Source organism: Methanolobus psychrotolerans, from assembly GCF_002243045.1.
Classification (GTDB): domain Archaea; phylum Halobacteriota; class Methanosarcinia; order Methanosarcinales; family Methanosarcinaceae; genus Methanolobus; species Methanolobus psychrotolerans.
Genome location: NZ_MBKP01000010.1, coordinates 74,954 through 90,391, shown reverse-complemented (window position 1 = coordinate 90,391; position 15,438 = coordinate 74,954). Strand labels below are relative to the sequence as shown.

The 15,438-nt window shown below is 44.1% G+C and carries 15 protein-coding genes; 10 read left to right on the top strand and 5 right to left on the bottom strand.

The window, feature by feature from the left end:
• The first annotated feature begins 32 nt into the window (after positions 1-32).
• The 9 genes from BB781_RS05520 (at position 33) to BB781_RS05480 (ending at position 10,275) form a co-directional block, all read left to right on the top strand.
• Positions 33-1,745: an aldehyde ferredoxin oxidoreductase family protein gene (locus BB781_RS05520; protein ID WP_094227497.1), complete on the top strand. Its 1,713-nt coding sequence runs from the start codon at positions 33-35 to the stop codon at positions 1,743-1,745.
• 178 nt (positions 1,746-1,923) lie between these two features.
• Complete coding sequence (locus BB781_RS05515; RefSeq protein WP_094227496.1) at positions 1,924-2,307, top strand: translation initiation factor IF-5A; 384 nt, start codon at positions 1,924-1,926, stop codon at positions 2,305-2,307.
• Positions 2,308-2,348: 41 nt separating this feature from the next.
• Positions 2,349-3,218, top strand: coding sequence for an agmatinase (gene speB, locus BB781_RS05510; protein WP_094227495.1), 870 nt, complete (start codon positions 2,349-2,351; stop codon positions 3,216-3,218).
• Positions 3,219-3,304: 86 nt separating this feature from the next.
• The gene (locus BB781_RS05505; protein ID WP_242492542.1) at positions 3,305-3,847 is read left to right on the top strand and encodes a GNAT family N-acetyltransferase; all 543 of its coding nucleotides are present in this window, start codon (positions 3,305-3,307) and stop codon (positions 3,845-3,847) included.
• A 126-nt stretch (positions 3,848-3,973) separates the two neighbouring features.
• Complete coding sequence (locus BB781_RS05500; protein WP_242492541.1) at positions 3,974-4,639, top strand: HVO_0476 family zinc finger protein; 666 nt, start codon at positions 3,974-3,976, stop codon at positions 4,637-4,639.
• Positions 4,606-5,265, top strand: a complete 660-nt coding sequence (locus tag BB781_RS05495) for a protein-L-isoaspartate O-methyltransferase (protein ID WP_094227494.1) — start codon at positions 4,606-4,608, stop codon at positions 5,263-5,265. The genes BB781_RS05500 and BB781_RS05495 overlap by 34 nt, the downstream gene beginning before the upstream one ends.
• An 85-nt stretch (positions 5,266-5,350) precedes the next feature.
• Positions 5,351-8,986 carry a hydantoinase B/oxoprolinase family protein gene (locus BB781_RS05490; protein ID WP_094227493.1) on the top strand — a complete coding sequence of 1,212 codons (3,636 nt, stop codon included), beginning with the start codon at positions 5,351-5,353 and terminating at the stop codon, positions 8,984-8,986.
• Positions 8,987-9,101: 115 nt separating this feature from the next.
• Complete coding sequence (locus tag BB781_RS05485; RefSeq protein ID WP_242492540.1) at positions 9,102-9,512, top strand: bifunctional nuclease family protein; 411 nt, start codon at positions 9,102-9,104, stop codon at positions 9,510-9,512.
• Positions 9,513-9,567: 55 nt separating this feature from the next.
• Positions 9,568-10,275: a DUF1614 domain-containing protein gene (locus BB781_RS05480; RefSeq protein WP_094227492.1), complete on the top strand. Its 708-nt coding sequence runs from the start codon at positions 9,568-9,570 to the stop codon at positions 10,273-10,275.
• A gap of 260 nt (positions 10,276-10,535) precedes the next feature.
• On the opposite strand, the gene cyaB is transcribed toward BB781_RS05480, so the two are convergent.
• From cyaB to BB781_RS05455, 5 genes are read right to left on the bottom strand one after another with little or no spacing between them, the layout of a single operon-like run.
• Positions 10,536-11,066, bottom strand: a complete 531-nt coding sequence (gene cyaB, locus BB781_RS05475) for a class IV adenylate cyclase (protein WP_094227491.1) — start codon at positions 11,064-11,066, stop codon at positions 10,536-10,538.
• Complete coding sequence (locus BB781_RS05470) at positions 11,060-11,455, bottom strand: Zn-ribbon domain-containing OB-fold protein (RefSeq protein ID WP_207205245.1); 396 nt, start codon at positions 11,453-11,455, stop codon at positions 11,060-11,062. Before BB781_RS05470 ends, cyaB begins: the two co-directional genes overlap by 7 nt.
• Positions 11,456-11,460: 5 nt before the next feature.
• A complete protein-coding gene (locus BB781_RS05465) occupies positions 11,461-12,633 on the bottom strand; it encodes a thiolase domain-containing protein (RefSeq protein ID WP_094227490.1) in 1,173 nt (390 codons plus the stop codon).
• A gap of 10 nt (positions 12,634-12,643) precedes the next feature.
• Positions 12,644-13,693 (bottom strand): hydroxymethylglutaryl-CoA synthase, encoded by a 1,050-nt coding sequence (locus tag BB781_RS05460; protein ID WP_094227489.1) that lies wholly within the window; start codon positions 13,691-13,693, stop codon positions 12,644-12,646.
• A gap of 35 nt (positions 13,694-13,728) precedes the next feature.
• On the bottom strand, positions 13,729-14,469 hold the full coding sequence (locus BB781_RS05455; protein ID WP_094227488.1) for a helix-turn-helix domain-containing protein: 741 nt from the start codon (positions 14,467-14,469) through the stop codon (positions 13,729-13,731).
• Positions 14,470-14,592: 123 nt separating this feature from the next.
• Between BB781_RS05455 and BB781_RS05450 the strand changes: the two genes are divergently transcribed.
• Positions 14,593-15,411 (top strand): Dna2/Cas4 domain-containing protein, encoded by an 819-nt coding sequence (locus tag BB781_RS05450; RefSeq protein ID WP_164997788.1) that lies wholly within the window; start codon positions 14,593-14,595, stop codon positions 15,409-15,411.
• The last annotated feature ends 27 nt before the right edge of the window (positions 15,412-15,438 follow it).

The window sequence follows — 15,438 nt, the reverse complement described above, 5'->3', positions numbered from 1 at the left end:
TACAGTAGTAGACGTTTTTACAGGATGGAAATATGTTTGGATGGACAGGAAGAACGATAATCGTAAATATATGGGATAATTCGGTCACAGAGTTAAGGACAAAGAAAGCATATGCTCAAGAGTTCATAGGTGGCCGTGGGCTTGGATGCAGGCTTATGGAAGAGTTCACAGAACCTGTGATTGAACCCCTTAGCCCTGAAAACCCACTTATTTTCACTACAGGACCACTTACCGGGACTTCGGCTCCAATGTCCGGACACTTCTCCGTTACCTGCAAATCCCCCCTTACGTCCACAATTTTCAGTTCAAATGCAGGCGGATACTTCGGAGCAGAACTGAAATTTGCAGGCATTGATGCCCTTGTTATAACAGGTAAGGCTGAAAGACCTGTATATCTCAATATTTCCGATGAGGATGTGGAAATACTGCCTGCAGGACATCTCTGGGGAAAGAGTACCGCAGAAACCACCGCATTGCTTGAAACAAAAGGAAAAGTTGCCTGCATAGGAAAAGCAGGAGAAAAGCTTGTCAGCATGGCAAACATCATAAATGATCGGATATATTCCAGCGGCCGCGGCGGACATGGTGCAGTTGCAGGCTCAAAGAACCTCAAGGCAATTGTTGTGAAAGGAACCAACATCGTTGAAGTTGCGGAGCCTGATGCCTTTGGGAAAGCTGCTGAGAAGACTAACAAACTGCTTGTGGCAAATCCATCGGTATCCAAAGGACTGGCAAAATATGGAAGCTCCGTATTTACTGACCTTCTTGATTACATAGGAGTACTGCCTGCACGCAATTTCATGGAAAGGAAATTCTCCGGGGCAGATAACCTTTCAGGAGAGAACATCAGTAGAAAATACAAAGTACAGCAAGCACCCTGTTACGGATGTCCCATTGGGTGCAGGAGAACTGCAGAAGATGGCAGACCTGTGCCTGATTTTGATTCCATTTGGGCTTTCGGGCCGAATATCGGCAACAACGATCTGGAACTGATAAGGGAAATGGACAAACTCTGTTTTGATTACGGACTGGACCCGCTGTCATGTGGCGCTTCCATTGCGGCATATATGGAGGCAAATCCGTGGATGGAAATGGACGAGGTAAAAGGAATCATCCTGGAAATAGGGAATGGAAAGCATGATGTCTGCAAGGGATCACATGCATACCTCTGTTCGGTGGAAAAAGATGAATACAGCACTGCGGTCAAAGGTCTGGAACTGCCGGGATATGACCCTCGAGAAATGGCGGGCATGGCCATAGCCTATGCAACATCCAATACAGGAGGATCTCATCTTAGCGCTTTTATGGCTGCTCCTGAGTTGATGGGAAAGCCTGTACTGCTTGACAGGAAATCATTTAATGGGAAAGCTGCCCTTGTCCAGTATTTCCAGAACCTTACAGCGGCAATCGATTCACTTGTGATGTGTCCTTATTCTATACTGGCCATAGGGGAAGTTGAACTTGCGGCACTACTCAGCCATGCGACAGGCAGGAAATATTCTGCAGAGGAAATGTTGGTCGCGGGAGAAAGAATATACAATCTTGAGAGGCTTTTCAACATCAAATCAGGATTTACTTCAAAGGATGACACACTGCCAGATAAATTCTTTGGAGAGGAAGGAATCAACCGGAACGAATTTGAGAAAGCGATTTCAGATTATTACCACTTCAGAGGATGGGATGCTGATGGCATACCTGCCGGAGGAAAACTAAGAGAGTTAAATATCACAAAAGCACAAAGATGAATGATACCCCATATGTACTGAAAAGTGGATATAGGTGAAATACATTTATATTTAATAATTTGCTATTAGTATTCCCAATAATGCGGAATCAAAGGTTAAATTCATATATAGCATCCGGGATTATACCCTTATACTTTTTAAACTCATACAGAATTATTGCGATTATGGAGGATTTTAAATGAAAATACAAGTTGAAGTTAAAGAACTCAAAGAGGGCAAATACGCCATCGTTGACGATGAGCCCTGTATCATTAAGAGCATTTCCAAGTCAAAACCAGGAAAACACGGTTCCGCAAAAGCGAGGATCGATGTCGTTGGGCTTTTTGACAACCAGAAAAGATCAATTGTAGGTCCTGTTTCCGATAAGATATACGTTCCAGTTGTTGAGAGAAAGAACGCACAGGTACTTTCAATTTCCGGCAATATCGCACAGCTAATGGACATGGGCGACTTCACTACATTTGAAATGACAATTCCCGAGGAATACAAGGAAAGGATAAAGGAAGGAGAAGAAGTTTCCTACCTGACAGCAATGGGTAAGATGAAGTTCGACCTGAGATAATCACATCTCAGATCTTTTACTCTTCTTTTATTATTACAGTCATGTTCTACAAACCTGATATGATGGATGCCGTTGCAGATTATGATTCTGCAAGGTATGTTATATTCGGCGTTCCTTTTGACGCGACTTCTTCATACAGGTCTGGAAGCCGCTGGGCTCCGGATGCCATGAGAAAGGCTTCAGCGAATTTTGAAACCTATAATGCTCATTTTGATATTGATTTTGAGGAACTGCTGATTCATGATGCAGGAAACCTTGAGCATTACTCATCTGTGGATGAGATGCTTGAAGAGCTGTATCTTGCTGTTAAACCAATTACCAGAGATGGAAAAGTACCCATTATGCTTGGTGGTGAACACTCACTCACATACCCATGCGTGAAGGCATGTGCCGAAGAAGCAGGAGAAGACATTGGTTTTGTAGTAATGGATGCCCACTTTGACCTTCGGGAAGAATACGGAGGCATCCGGAACAGCCATGCATGCGTTTCCAGACACATACTGGACGATATTACTGATACCTATGTGACCATAGGAGTCCGCAGTGGTCCTAAAGAAGAGTGGGTATTTGCAAAGGAGAACGGTATAAAGTACTATACTTCAGATGATGTCCGGGAAATGGGAATCAAAAATGTCATTTCAGAGGTTAAGGACTATCTTGGATGCAAAAAGATCTATCTTTCTCTTGATATGGACGCCATCGACCCGGCATACGCACCTGGTCTTGGAACCCCTGAACCATTCGGGCTTACTGACATAGATGTACGTGAGATTATCCGTGCATTCGCACCTGTTTCAGTTGGTTTTGATGTTGTAGAAATAGCCCCTGAATATGATAACGGGATAAGTGCACTGCTTGGAACCAAACTGCTCAGGGAATTCATTGCGTCACACGCTGCAAGTAAAAGATAGTTATATTTTTGAACTGCGTACCTGTTTATACTTATACATATACTCTACAGCGATCTTTGTTGTCTGTTTTTCGGTGGCGGTGGCCTTTGAAAATATCCATAAGGAATGCGGAAAAGAATGATATCGAAGGAATAATGCTCATAGAGTATGAGTCGTTCCACAAAAACATTACAGAAAGCAGGGATGCATTCCTTGAAAGAATCAATGTATTTTCTGATGGTTTTCTTATTCTGGAAATTGATGATGATGTTGCCGGTTATATTTCATCGGAGATGTGGGATTTTTCAGAAATTATTGACATGGAAAGATTCAACCTGAACCACTCCATCAGGGATGTTCACAAACCATCTGGTTCGCAACTCTATATATCATCTATCGGAATCCTGAAAACTCATCATGGAAAAGGCTATGGTAACATGCTGTATTCAGAGCTTGAAAAAAGAATAACTGGCAAATACAGTATAATTAGCATGATCCTTATAGTTTCTGAGAACTGGAACGCTGCGAGGAAATTATATGAAAACAATGGTTTCAAGGAAATCAGCAGAATATCCAGCTTTTTTGAGGATGAAAATAATTCCGATGCCATTGTGATGAGAAAACATATATCAAAAATGGCTTTTGAATAATCGACCAATGATGAAAGAATATTGAGATACATGAAAAAAACGGACTTTTTTTTACATTATCCCCTATAAACTAACCCGAAACCAACATACTACGCAGTTAATTATTTACATTCTCCAGACAATGACATGATTGAGAATATGAACGATGAAGTGGAAGTAGTATGTCCGTCATGCTCACCCAAAATGAGTGTGCTGCACGATGTTTTAAAATCCGGTCAAAATATAGTTGTCCAGTGTCAGGAATGCGGGAATATTCACCCGGCAAAAATTGAAAAACCAAAGTTATTCAACATAAAGGTAATAATCAGCAAGGGTGAAGCATCTTTTACTCAGATGACACGAATGACATCCGAGGAAAATGTAAGTGTCGGCGATGAGATAATTGTTGATGATGGAGAATCTGATGAAGTATTCCCTATTCTGGTGACTGCTATTGAATCAGGGGATAAGAGACCAGAAAAGGCAAACCCTGCAGAAATAAATACGATCTGGGGCAGGGCTATCGATGAAGTCGTTGTTAAAATTGCCGTCCATCGGGGAAAACTTACAGAAGCCCTTCAGAAAAGAGTTCCCGGAGGATATGAATTCACAGTTGGAAAAGATGAAACTGTGGACAGGACAACTGTCAGAATTAAGAAGATAAAAGTAAGGGATGGCAGTCTTGAATCACGCACTGGCACAACAATCGAAGCAAAATTCATTAAAAGGATATTTGCAGAAGAATCAGTCAAAAGAAGCTGGGGAGAAGGAAGAACTCAATGGAGTATGAGAGGGAAAGGTCGCACCTGGTAAAGTCTCTCAAAGAACAGGGAATCAGTGAAAGAACTCTAAAGGCAATGAAGAAGGTACAAAGACACCTTTTCGTACCTTCCATACATACATCACGTGCCTATGTTGACAGTCCTTTGCCTATCGGGCATGCACAAACAATATCCGCACCTCACATGGTTGCTATCATGTGTGACCTTCTTGACCTTCAGGATGGACAGAGAATACTTGAGATCGGTACCGGGTCAGGATACAATGCAGCAGTTATGGCAGAGATAATTGGCAAAAAAGGACATATATATTCGATAGAACGTCTTGAACCACTTGCGAATTTTGCAAGAAGGAATCTGGAAAAAACCGGCTACTCCAATGTGGAAGTTATACTAGCAGATGGTTCTGGAGGTTATCCCGAACATGGACCTTATGACAGGATATGCGTGACCGCATCAGCACCCGAAACACCAAAACCGCTTTTGGAGCAGCTAAAACCTGGAGGTATTATGATCCTGCCTGAGGGCGAGGCATTCCAGAACCTGTTCATTGTCAGGAAATCCATGAGTGGTGAGATCACAAAGGAAAACAGAGGTGGGGTGATATTCGTACCACTAGTGGGAGATTATGGTTTCAATATGTTCACAGGTCACAGGTAATTTCATATTACCCTAAAAATACTTTTAAGCCTTTGTACCCATTTAGCGTAGCATCTATAAAAATCTGTTTTGATAGGAAAGAACGATGTCCTCTAAAAAAGAAAACTGGCATTTCTGGATAGACAAAGGAGGCACATTCACAGATATTATTGCCCGCAAACCTGGTGGGCAATTGCTTGCCCACAAACTCCTGTCCATTGACCCTGAACATTATACTGATGCAGCAATGCATGGAATAAGAACCATACTTGGAATTGAACCGCATTCTGCGCTGCCCACAGAGATGATAGCTTCTATCAAGATGGGAACAACTGTTGGGACAAATGCATTACTTGAACGTAAAGGAGAGCCTGTTGCGCTCTTGATCACAGAAGGCTTCCGGGATGCACTGAAAATTGGGCACCAGAACAGGCCAGATATTTTTGCATTGAGAATTGAGCTGCCGGATCTACTCTATGATGAAGTCATTGAAATAAGGGAGCGTTACAGCGCGTCCGGTGAAGAACTGATCGCTCTTGATATCTGGAATGCACGCAAAGAGCTTGAGAGGATTTTCTCTTTGGGAATACGTTCGATAGCCATAGTGCTGATACATGCATACCGTTATCCGGAACATGAACTGAAGCTTCGGTATATTGCAGAGGAGATCGGATTTACCCAGATATCCCTTTCACATGAAGTAAGCCCTCTGATGAAACTTATAAGCAGTGGAGAAACAACTGTTGTGGATGCTTATCTTTCCCCGGTGCTGCGAAGATATATTGATATGATAGCCAGCACCCTTGAAGCCGGTGGAAATTATACAAAACTTATGTTCATGCAATCCAACGGAGGACTGGTAGAAGCTACTCAGTTCAGAGGTAGAGACTGTATTCTTTCAGGACCTGCAGGAGGAATTGTGGGAGCTGTTGAAACATCTGGGATGGCAGGTTTTGATAAAGTTGTCACTTTTGATATGGGTGGAACCTCCACGGATGTAGCTCATTACAGTGGCGAATATGAGAGAAGGTTTGAAACTGAGGTTGCGGGTATCCATCTGCGCTCACCTATGCTTTATATTCATACAGTAGCAGCAGGCGGAGGATCTATACTTCATTTTGATACAGGAAGATTTCAAGTTGGACCTGATTCTGCAGGCTCAGATCCCGGACCTGCATGTTATCGCAAGGGCGGACCGGCCACAATCACGGACTGCAACCTGATGCTTGGCAAAATAAAACCGCAATACTTCCCACATGTATTCGGCCACAACGCCGACATGCCACTTGATGATTATGTTGTTAAGGAAATGTTTGCAGCTCTTGCAGAAGAGGTAAGTGTATTTACAGGAGAGGAGCACAGTACTGAACAAGTTGCTGAAGGCTTCCTGAAAATAGCCATTGAGAACATGGCAAACGCTATCAAGAAGATATCCATCCAGCGCGGGTATGACATAAAGGATTACGTCCTTTGCTGTTTTGGAGGAGCAGGGGCCCAGCATGCCTGTGGTGTTGCTGATGCGCTGAATATTAAAAAAATACTGATACACCCGCTTGCAGGAGTTCTTTCTGCATACGGGATGGGACTTGCGGACCAGCGCATCATGAAAGAGCATGCTGTGGAAAAGAAACTTGGAAGAGAACTTGTAGCAGAACTCCGTGGTATTGCCTGTGAAATGGAAATGAGCTGCAGAGAAGAGATGATTATGCAGGGTGTCGCTAATGAAAAGATCACCGCTCTTCATAAGGTTCATGTTAAGTACCGTGATACAGGTACTTCTATTATTGTTGACTTCGCAGACACTGAAGAGATCAAAAGACTGTTTGAAAATGAGCATAAGAGCCGTTTTGGCTTTACCATGGAAAACAAGGAACTGATGATAGAAGCTGTTTCCACAGAAGTTATTGGTGCAGGGGAAGCTATGCAGAGATTCATAATACAGGATGCGGCCTCAGAAAAAAAGGAACAGCTGCCTGATACAACGATGTACACCTGCGGAGTATTACATAGAACACCTGTTTACAGAAGGGAAAACATCATGCCTGGAGAAAAAATAACTGGGCCTGCAATGATTGTGGAAACGAATACTACAGTCATAATTGAACCTGGATGGGAGGCCCAGCTTACGGAGAATCAGGAACTTATACTTGAAAGAGAGTTACCTTTGTCAAAACGGGAATCTGTTGGTACGGAAGCTGATCCTGTGATGCTTGAGATATTCAATAACAGATTCATGTCCATTGCACAGCAGATGGGTTACACACTCCAGAATACTGCATATTCTGTGAACATTAAGGAAAGACTTGACTTCTCGTGCGCACTTTTTGATGGAGACGGGAATCTTATAGCCAATGCGCCTCATATTCCTGTGCATCTTGGTTCCATGGGCGAAAGTGTAAAAGCAATTATCATGAAGTTCCCCTATATGGAAGCAGGAGATGTTTTTATGCTCAATTCCCCATTTGAGGGTGGGACACACCTGCCTGATATAACGGTTATTACCCCTGTTTTCCATGAAGACAAGGTTGCATTCTATGTGGCATCCAGGGGACATCACGCAGACATTGGAGGAATTACACCCGGATCAATACCTCCTGAGAGCAGACACATAGAAGAGGAGGGCGTCCTGACACGAGGACAGAGGATTGTATACCGGGGGAAGTTCCTTGAGAATGAGGTTGAAGAGTGGCTGCTCTCGGGTAAGTATCCGGCGCGTAATCCATTCCAGAATATTGCAGACCTGAAGGCCCAGGTGGCTGCCAATGAGAAGGGTGGCAGAGAACTGGAAAAGCTTGTGGAGTATTTTTCCATGGAAACAGTTCAGGCATACATGAAACATGTTATGGACAATGCTGAGGAGTCGGTGCGAAGGGTTATTGAGGTACTTAAGGACGGGGAATACTCACTTCCATTTGATGACGGAACGGTTATACACGTGAAGGTAAACATCGACCATGAGAAAAGAACAGCATACATCGACTTTGCGGGAACTTCGGGGCAGCACGCGGGGAACCTGAATGCTCCTGTGGCTGTGTGCAAGGCTGCGGTACTTTATGTATTCAGGACACTTGTCAGAGAGGAAATCCCACTCAACGAGGGGTGCCTGCGACCACTTGAGATAAGCATTCCAGAGAAGAGCATACTGAACCCTGAATATCCTGCGGCTGTGGTTGCAGGGAATGTTGAGACTTCACAGTACATAGTTGACGCACTTTTCGGGGCACTGGGAGTAATGGCAGGGTCACAGGGCACCATGAACAATTTTACTTTTGGGGATGCTGAGTTCCAGTATTATGAGACAATTTGCGGTGGTTCTGGAGCAGGGGATGGTTTTGATGGTACCGATGCTGTGCAGACCCATATGACCAATTCCAGGATTACGGATCCTGAAGTACTGGAATGGAGATTCCCGGTAAGGCTTGAGGAATTCTCTATCAGGAATAACAGCGGCGGTGAAGGAGAATACAGCGGAGGGTGCGGAGTTGTACGGAAGATCCGGTTCCTCAGACCCATGAGGGCGGCAATCATTTCAAGCCACAGGAAGTTTCCTCCGGCTGGTTTGAATGGTGGAAAGGATGGCATAGTCGGACACAATTATGTTGTCAGGATGAATGGAAACGGAGATGTGGGTAGAGATATTGAGGAACTTGGTGGAAAAGCCCTGGTTGATATGAGAGAAGGAGACCTGTTTGTAGTGGAAACTCCCGGAGCAGGTGGGTTTGGTACAAAAAGAAAGAGTTAAGTAATGATACTGATAAAGCAACAGTGCATTTTATTGAATTAAGGAAATAATGGAAAGGCCATTGTCAATGAACTCTGCAAATAAGACCAAGAAAGTTACTGTGAAAGGAGTGTTTATGATCAACATCTTCGGGAAAGCTGTGCCGGCTGTGATGCTTGAAGATGAAGAGGGGCTCCTTATGCCTATACACATAGGTCAATCAGAGGCGCTGTCCATTAATTCGGTGCTGAGGAATGAGACTATGCCACGACCTATGACACATGATCTTATTGTATCCATGCTTGTGCGCCTGGGGGCAGAGATTGAGAGGGTGCTGATAGATGAGAAGATAGATAATATATACTATGCCCGGATCACGCTGAAAAAAGACGGCACTACCATGGAGTTCGATGCCCGTCCAAGCGATTGTATTGCTATTGCCCTGAGGAACAATACATCTATTATGATCAATGAGGAAATTTTCAACAGCGATGCCATAAGCAAGGATAATTTCCTGGGTTCCAGGGCAATTACTGGATTTGTATAATCTGTTGTGCTGTGTGACCCAAATAAGTATATAGTGTTAACAAGGACAATATGCTATGAGGCATCGGATATTTTATAATCCTTTTACATTTGTTTTTACGCTGATACTCACTTTTATCCTTGCATTGAGCATATCGATTCTTTTCTTCGGTTTTGTGAGCAGTGCGTTTGCAAAGATAGGTTTCTCATGGAACGATGCTCTTGTCCTGCTTCTTGCCTCGCTTATCGGAAGCAGTATAAACATACCCCTGAAGACCATCGAGTCTGAAACTCCCATCGTGAACCACAGGTACGTTAAGGTATTCGGAGTCTCATACAGGGTTCCTTTCAAGCAGACCTACAAGACCAGGACCACCTTAGCCATAAACGTAGGCGGAGCTCTGATTCCCACGTTCGTCTCCCTCTACCTGCTAAGCCTTTTCCCTGATGCTGCGGTCTACGCCTTCTATGCCACTGTTATCGTTGCCCTGATAACAAAGGCAATTGCAAGACCAGTAAAAGGAGTGGGCATAGTCTCCCCCGCACTGCTCCCTCCGATAGCTGCAGCCCTGATCTCCATCCTCATTGTCTACACAACCCCGGTACAGCATGAACTCATCTTCGCCGTAGCCTACATCAGCGGCACCCTGGGCACCCTGATAGGCGCTGACTTGCTGAACATGGGAGCTATTACCAAACTGGGCGCCCCTGTTGTGAGCATTGGAGGTGCGGGGACTTTTGATGGGGTGTTTTTGGCAGGGGTTATTGCAGTGTTGTTGGTTTGATGATGAACATAATCAAAATATTGTAACCAACTGTTACAGTCCGTATTAATATATAAAGAATGATATAAAAGCCGATTTGTTTATATATAAATCAAATTTTTCGGGTTTAAGTATTATAATGGAAAATAGTTATATTTCGGTTCCATAATCGGAAACAAAAACAAGGTTTTCCCATCCACAAAATGAGTTCTCGATCTATCACTGGCTTTACAGAAAAATCATGAATAAACATCACATTTCCGACAGCTTCCCCTAAAAAACTACTTTCCCGCACCCTGACCAAGCACCATCTCAAGATACGAAGTCCTGATGGAATCTTTTTCCCCAATACCGAACCTATCAAGAAAGTCAAATATCTGCTTCCGATGCAACTCGATATCTGATTCGGCAGTAATCTCAACTTCAATAAATTCCCCGAGACTTCCCACATTGTCAAGGCAGATGGTCATATTTCTATATATGAAGACTCTCCTTGTCTTCCTGACAACACCTGATTCATAGAATCCGAGTGCAAGAAGAATGCTACGCGCATTTCCTCCGTCTACTTCGGTCTCAAATTCCTCACGGGTCTTGGATAATGTGTCCAGTTTTTTCCCTTTATAGGTCATAACAGACCTGCCATCTACGGAGCGTATCCTGAGTGCTTCATCAGTATTCGCAAAATCCCTGTGAGGGGCATTAAAGTAGGTGTCACAGTGATGCTGGACACCTATAAAATCAGCACCTATACCTGACAGCACTTCTTTTACATGCTGGTGACCGGCACGGGCTTTTACTTCAATTTCTAACATTTTTCGGGGACAAATTTGGTACCGTAGTATATCATACCCTGTTCGCCGTCCTGTCCCAGTTTCCTGAATACAGGCTTTACTTTCATGCCTATATATATGGATTGAATATCACATATTATCTGGCTTGTAAGACTTGGGCCTTCTTCCAGCTTAATAATTCCGAGAACATAAGGGGTCTGGTCCTCAAAACCTTCAGCAGCAGTGCGGATAACAGTGAATGTTACAACCTCGCCTTTTCCGCTGAACTTGAAATCCTCGATCTCCCCTTCACGCCTGCAGGCAGGACACATGTTGCGTGGAGGATAGAAATATTCCCCGCATTTTTTACAGTGTGTACCTACAAGGTTGTACCTGGCTATCTGTTTTCTCCAAAATCGTGGTACTGACATGATAATCACCTGTTCCTCGAGAATATGTGTACAACAGCAGTAGCTCCGGATCCTCCAACATTGTGGGTCATTCCAATCTCTGCCCCGTCAACCTGACGCTTTCCGGCTTCACCGCGAAGCTGCTCTACGATCTCAACAGCCTGTTTCACGCCGGTGGCTCCTACAGGGTGTCCGCACGATTTTAGTCCGCCTGAAGTGTTTACAGGTATCCTTCCGCCAATTGCGGTCTCACCGTTCTGTGTTACTATTCCGCCTTCACCCTTCTTTGCAAAGCCAAGGTCTTCAATGGCACATATCTCGGCAATGGTGAAGCAATCATGGACTTCTACAAGCTGGATGTCCCTTGGCTCCATCTTTGCCATCTGGTATGCTCTTTTTCCTGCTGATACAGTTGCATCAAGGGTAGTTATATCCCTGCGGTCATGCAATGCAATGGTATCTGAAGCCTGTGCCGTAGCTCTGACATAAATAGGTGTGTCTGTAAACTCATGGGCAATATCCGCAGGTGCAAGCACCACAGCAGATGCGCCATCAGTGATAGGTGAACAGTCAAATATATGCAATGGATCTGCCACCATTATTGATTTCAGTACAGACTCAATTGTAATAGGACTCTTGTACTGGGCTATCGGGTTGAACTGTCCATTGTAGTGGTTCTTCACAGCGACCGCCGCTAGCTGTTCACTTGTAGTGCCGTATTTGTGCATGTGCATCTTAGCTATCATTGCATACAATCCGGGGAAAGTTGCCCCCATGATGCCTTCCCATTCCCTGTCAGCTGCCGCTGCCAGGGCAGATGATGCTCTTGCAGAAGGTACATCTGTCATCTTTTCTGCTCCGGCAGCGATAACAATATCATCCAATCCTGAAGCTACAGCATATATTCCCTGCCGCAGTGCCAGTCCGCCGGAAGCGCAGGCTGCCTCAACACGTGTTGAGGGTACATGCATATCCTTTGCAAGACCTGAATAATCCGCGATAAGTGCTCCGATGTGTTCCTGCTCAACAAATTGTCCACCGCTCATGTTCCCGACAAACATTGAGTCTATTCTCTCTCCGACAACGCCAGCATCGTCAACTGCACCGACTCCTGCCTCAACAACGAGATCCCTGAAGGAACGATCCCACTGTTCACCAAAACATGTGTTCTTGACACCTATGATTGCTACATCTCTCATTTTTCATACCTCACGCTACCTTTATCTTTCCTTTATGCCTGGCATACTTGGCGTAGTCTATGTAGATAGGATTTGCAAGGAGTTCCTCGACCTTTGGTGCTTTGTCACGTATTTCTTCTATCCGGTCGGTCACGGTTATGCTAAAAGCATCTCCACCGGCTCCTGATCCGAATGCGGTTGCAAATATGCGGTCTCCGGGTTTTGCCTGGTCAAGTGTTGCTGCAATTCCCATCATGCATGAGCCTGAATATGTGTTCCCAAGCCTTGGAACAACAAGTCCTGGTTTGATCTGTTCTTTAGTAAAACCAAGCATTGAAGCTGCACGGGTTGGGAATTTTCCATTTGGCTGGTGGAATACTGCATAATCATAGTCTGCAGGTTTTGTGCCTATCTTTGTCATAAGTCCTTTTGCAGCGTTTGTAACATGTTTGAAGTAACCTGGCTCTCCTGTGAATCTGCCTCCATGTTCAGGATATGGCATGCCTTCACGTCTCCAGAAGTCAGGAGTATCAGTTGTGAAGGAATATGTGTCTTCGATAATGGCTACAAGTTCTGACTCCTTCTTGCCGATAAGATAGGCAACACCACCTGCTGCAGCAGTATATTCAAGAGCATCTCCGGGAGCACCCTGGGCAACATCTGAGCCTATAGCAAGTCCTAGATCTATCATCCCTGAGGAAACAAGTCCCATACATGCCTGAACTGCGGCAGTCCCTGCCTTACATGCAAATTCAAAATCCGCTGCAGTAAGTACAGGTGTTGCACCGGTTGCTTCTGCAACTATAGTACTTGTGGGTTTAACAGCATAAGGATGACTTTCAGAACCTGTGTACACGGCACCTATTCTCTGAGGATCTATACCTGATCTTAAAACTGCAGCCCTTGCAGCCTCTACTGCAATAGTCGCTGCATCTTCATCAACATCAGGAACTGATTTTTCAAAGACCATCAGTCCTGATTTGAGTATCTCTGCATCTTCTCCCCATACACGAGCGATTTCATCGATCTTTATTCTGTATTTAGGTACATAGGCACCATACGAAACTATCCCTACACTCATCTTAACACCGTTTAAATGTGCATTTAAATATAATCCTACTCTATAACGTGGTATTCACTGTACTTTTTCAGTGCTTCTACCATCTCATCAATGTCCATTGTCGTTGCAAGAAGGGGAATCCTGTCAATTTCAGCCATCTTCTTTGCCATCAGATGAACCTCATTTCCACGCAGCCCGTGTATCACAACAGCCCCAGGTTTCAGATTTGTGACCCTTATGGCTACCATTGGTGATTTGCCGGTTGTGACCTTGGTGAATATCATTGCACGTTCGGTACTCCACCCATAGAGTTTCTGGAACTCATGGGATGAAAGTTCGAGAATAGCTTTTTTACTGTCCACAACAGTAAAACCATAAAGTGGTTTTTCTATTCCCTTGTTAACGATATCTGCCTGAATGATATTGGCAAGCTTTGCAACCTGCATGGGAAATGTGTATTCGTAAGTGGCGTAAATGGCCTTTGACGTTTTATCCGCAAAAAGTATCCCCTCATAAGCATGAATTTTCTGTCCTCCTCGCTGCGAATCGATTTCAAGGAGAGCTCCAACTATCCTGCTGACAATAAGTGTGCCCGGTGATTTTCTCCTGCCACTTTCATAGTCACTGATGACCGAAGGAGAAACACTCAGGTAGCCTGAAAGATCAGTCTGTGCGATCTCAAAATTCAATCGCCACTTTTTCAGGGCCTCGCCAGGCTTCTCAGACAGTGTAATCTCGCCTGCCATCTTTTCTGCAAGACGCTGGCGAACCATTCCATGCGATTCGTCTTCATTCATGCTTTATATTCCTAAGGGTAGATTAACATATATATTTAACGAATATAAGTTCGTTTATTGTCGATGCACTCAGATTCAAACCGTTTATTTATTTATACTATGCTATATATCAACTATAAAAATATGTTTCTCAAAAATGAAAAAATAAAAATAACGGTCTCCGAGTTAGCCATTTATCTTTCCTGCGCAAGGAAATTATATTACTCATGCCGCAGCCACGAACCAGTATCCTCTTCTTCCCTATCTTATATAGAACACCTTGTATTAAAGGAAATGGCTATGTCATTTCCTCATATGTTGAATAGCTCTTCGTCAAAAGACGATGTTTCTTATGAGGATCTTGAAATATTGCTTTCAGAGGTACTGGAAAATATAAGCCTGATATACCCAGTTGAAATGGACGGGGTTACCGCGGAAATAATCGATGAGGCATCGGAAGTCATAAGAGCGAACTTTGATGAAATTCGCCAGAACCTTTCTGAACAGGCAAAGGTTCCGGAAACATCAAAACTGGCCGGGATGCTTTCTTTTATGGACGAAGAGCCATTCCTCCATTCTGATAAACTCAATATGACAGGCATTCCCTACAGGCTGGTCGAATTAGAAGGTTCCTTTGCACCGGTTATTATCAAAACAGGCAGTGTTCCGGAAAATGGCGTATGGACCAATGACCGGTTACATCTCGCATCTTTTGCAATGCTTGCCGAGGAGATGCATGGCAGTCCGGTAAAGTCCGGTTTTGTCCTGTATGCAAGGTCAGGACTTTTCAGGAAGATTAACATCCATTCGACAGACCGCAGGCAGGTCTTACAGACCATCGGCCGTGTAAGAAAGATAAAAGAAGGGACCATGCCTGATAAAAAAGAAAGTGCTTTGTGTGCCAGCTGCAGTTATTCTGAGATGTGCAACGTGAAAGCATCTTTTGCATCGAAATTCTTTTAAGTCTGGATTTGCCAAAAAGTATTTAAA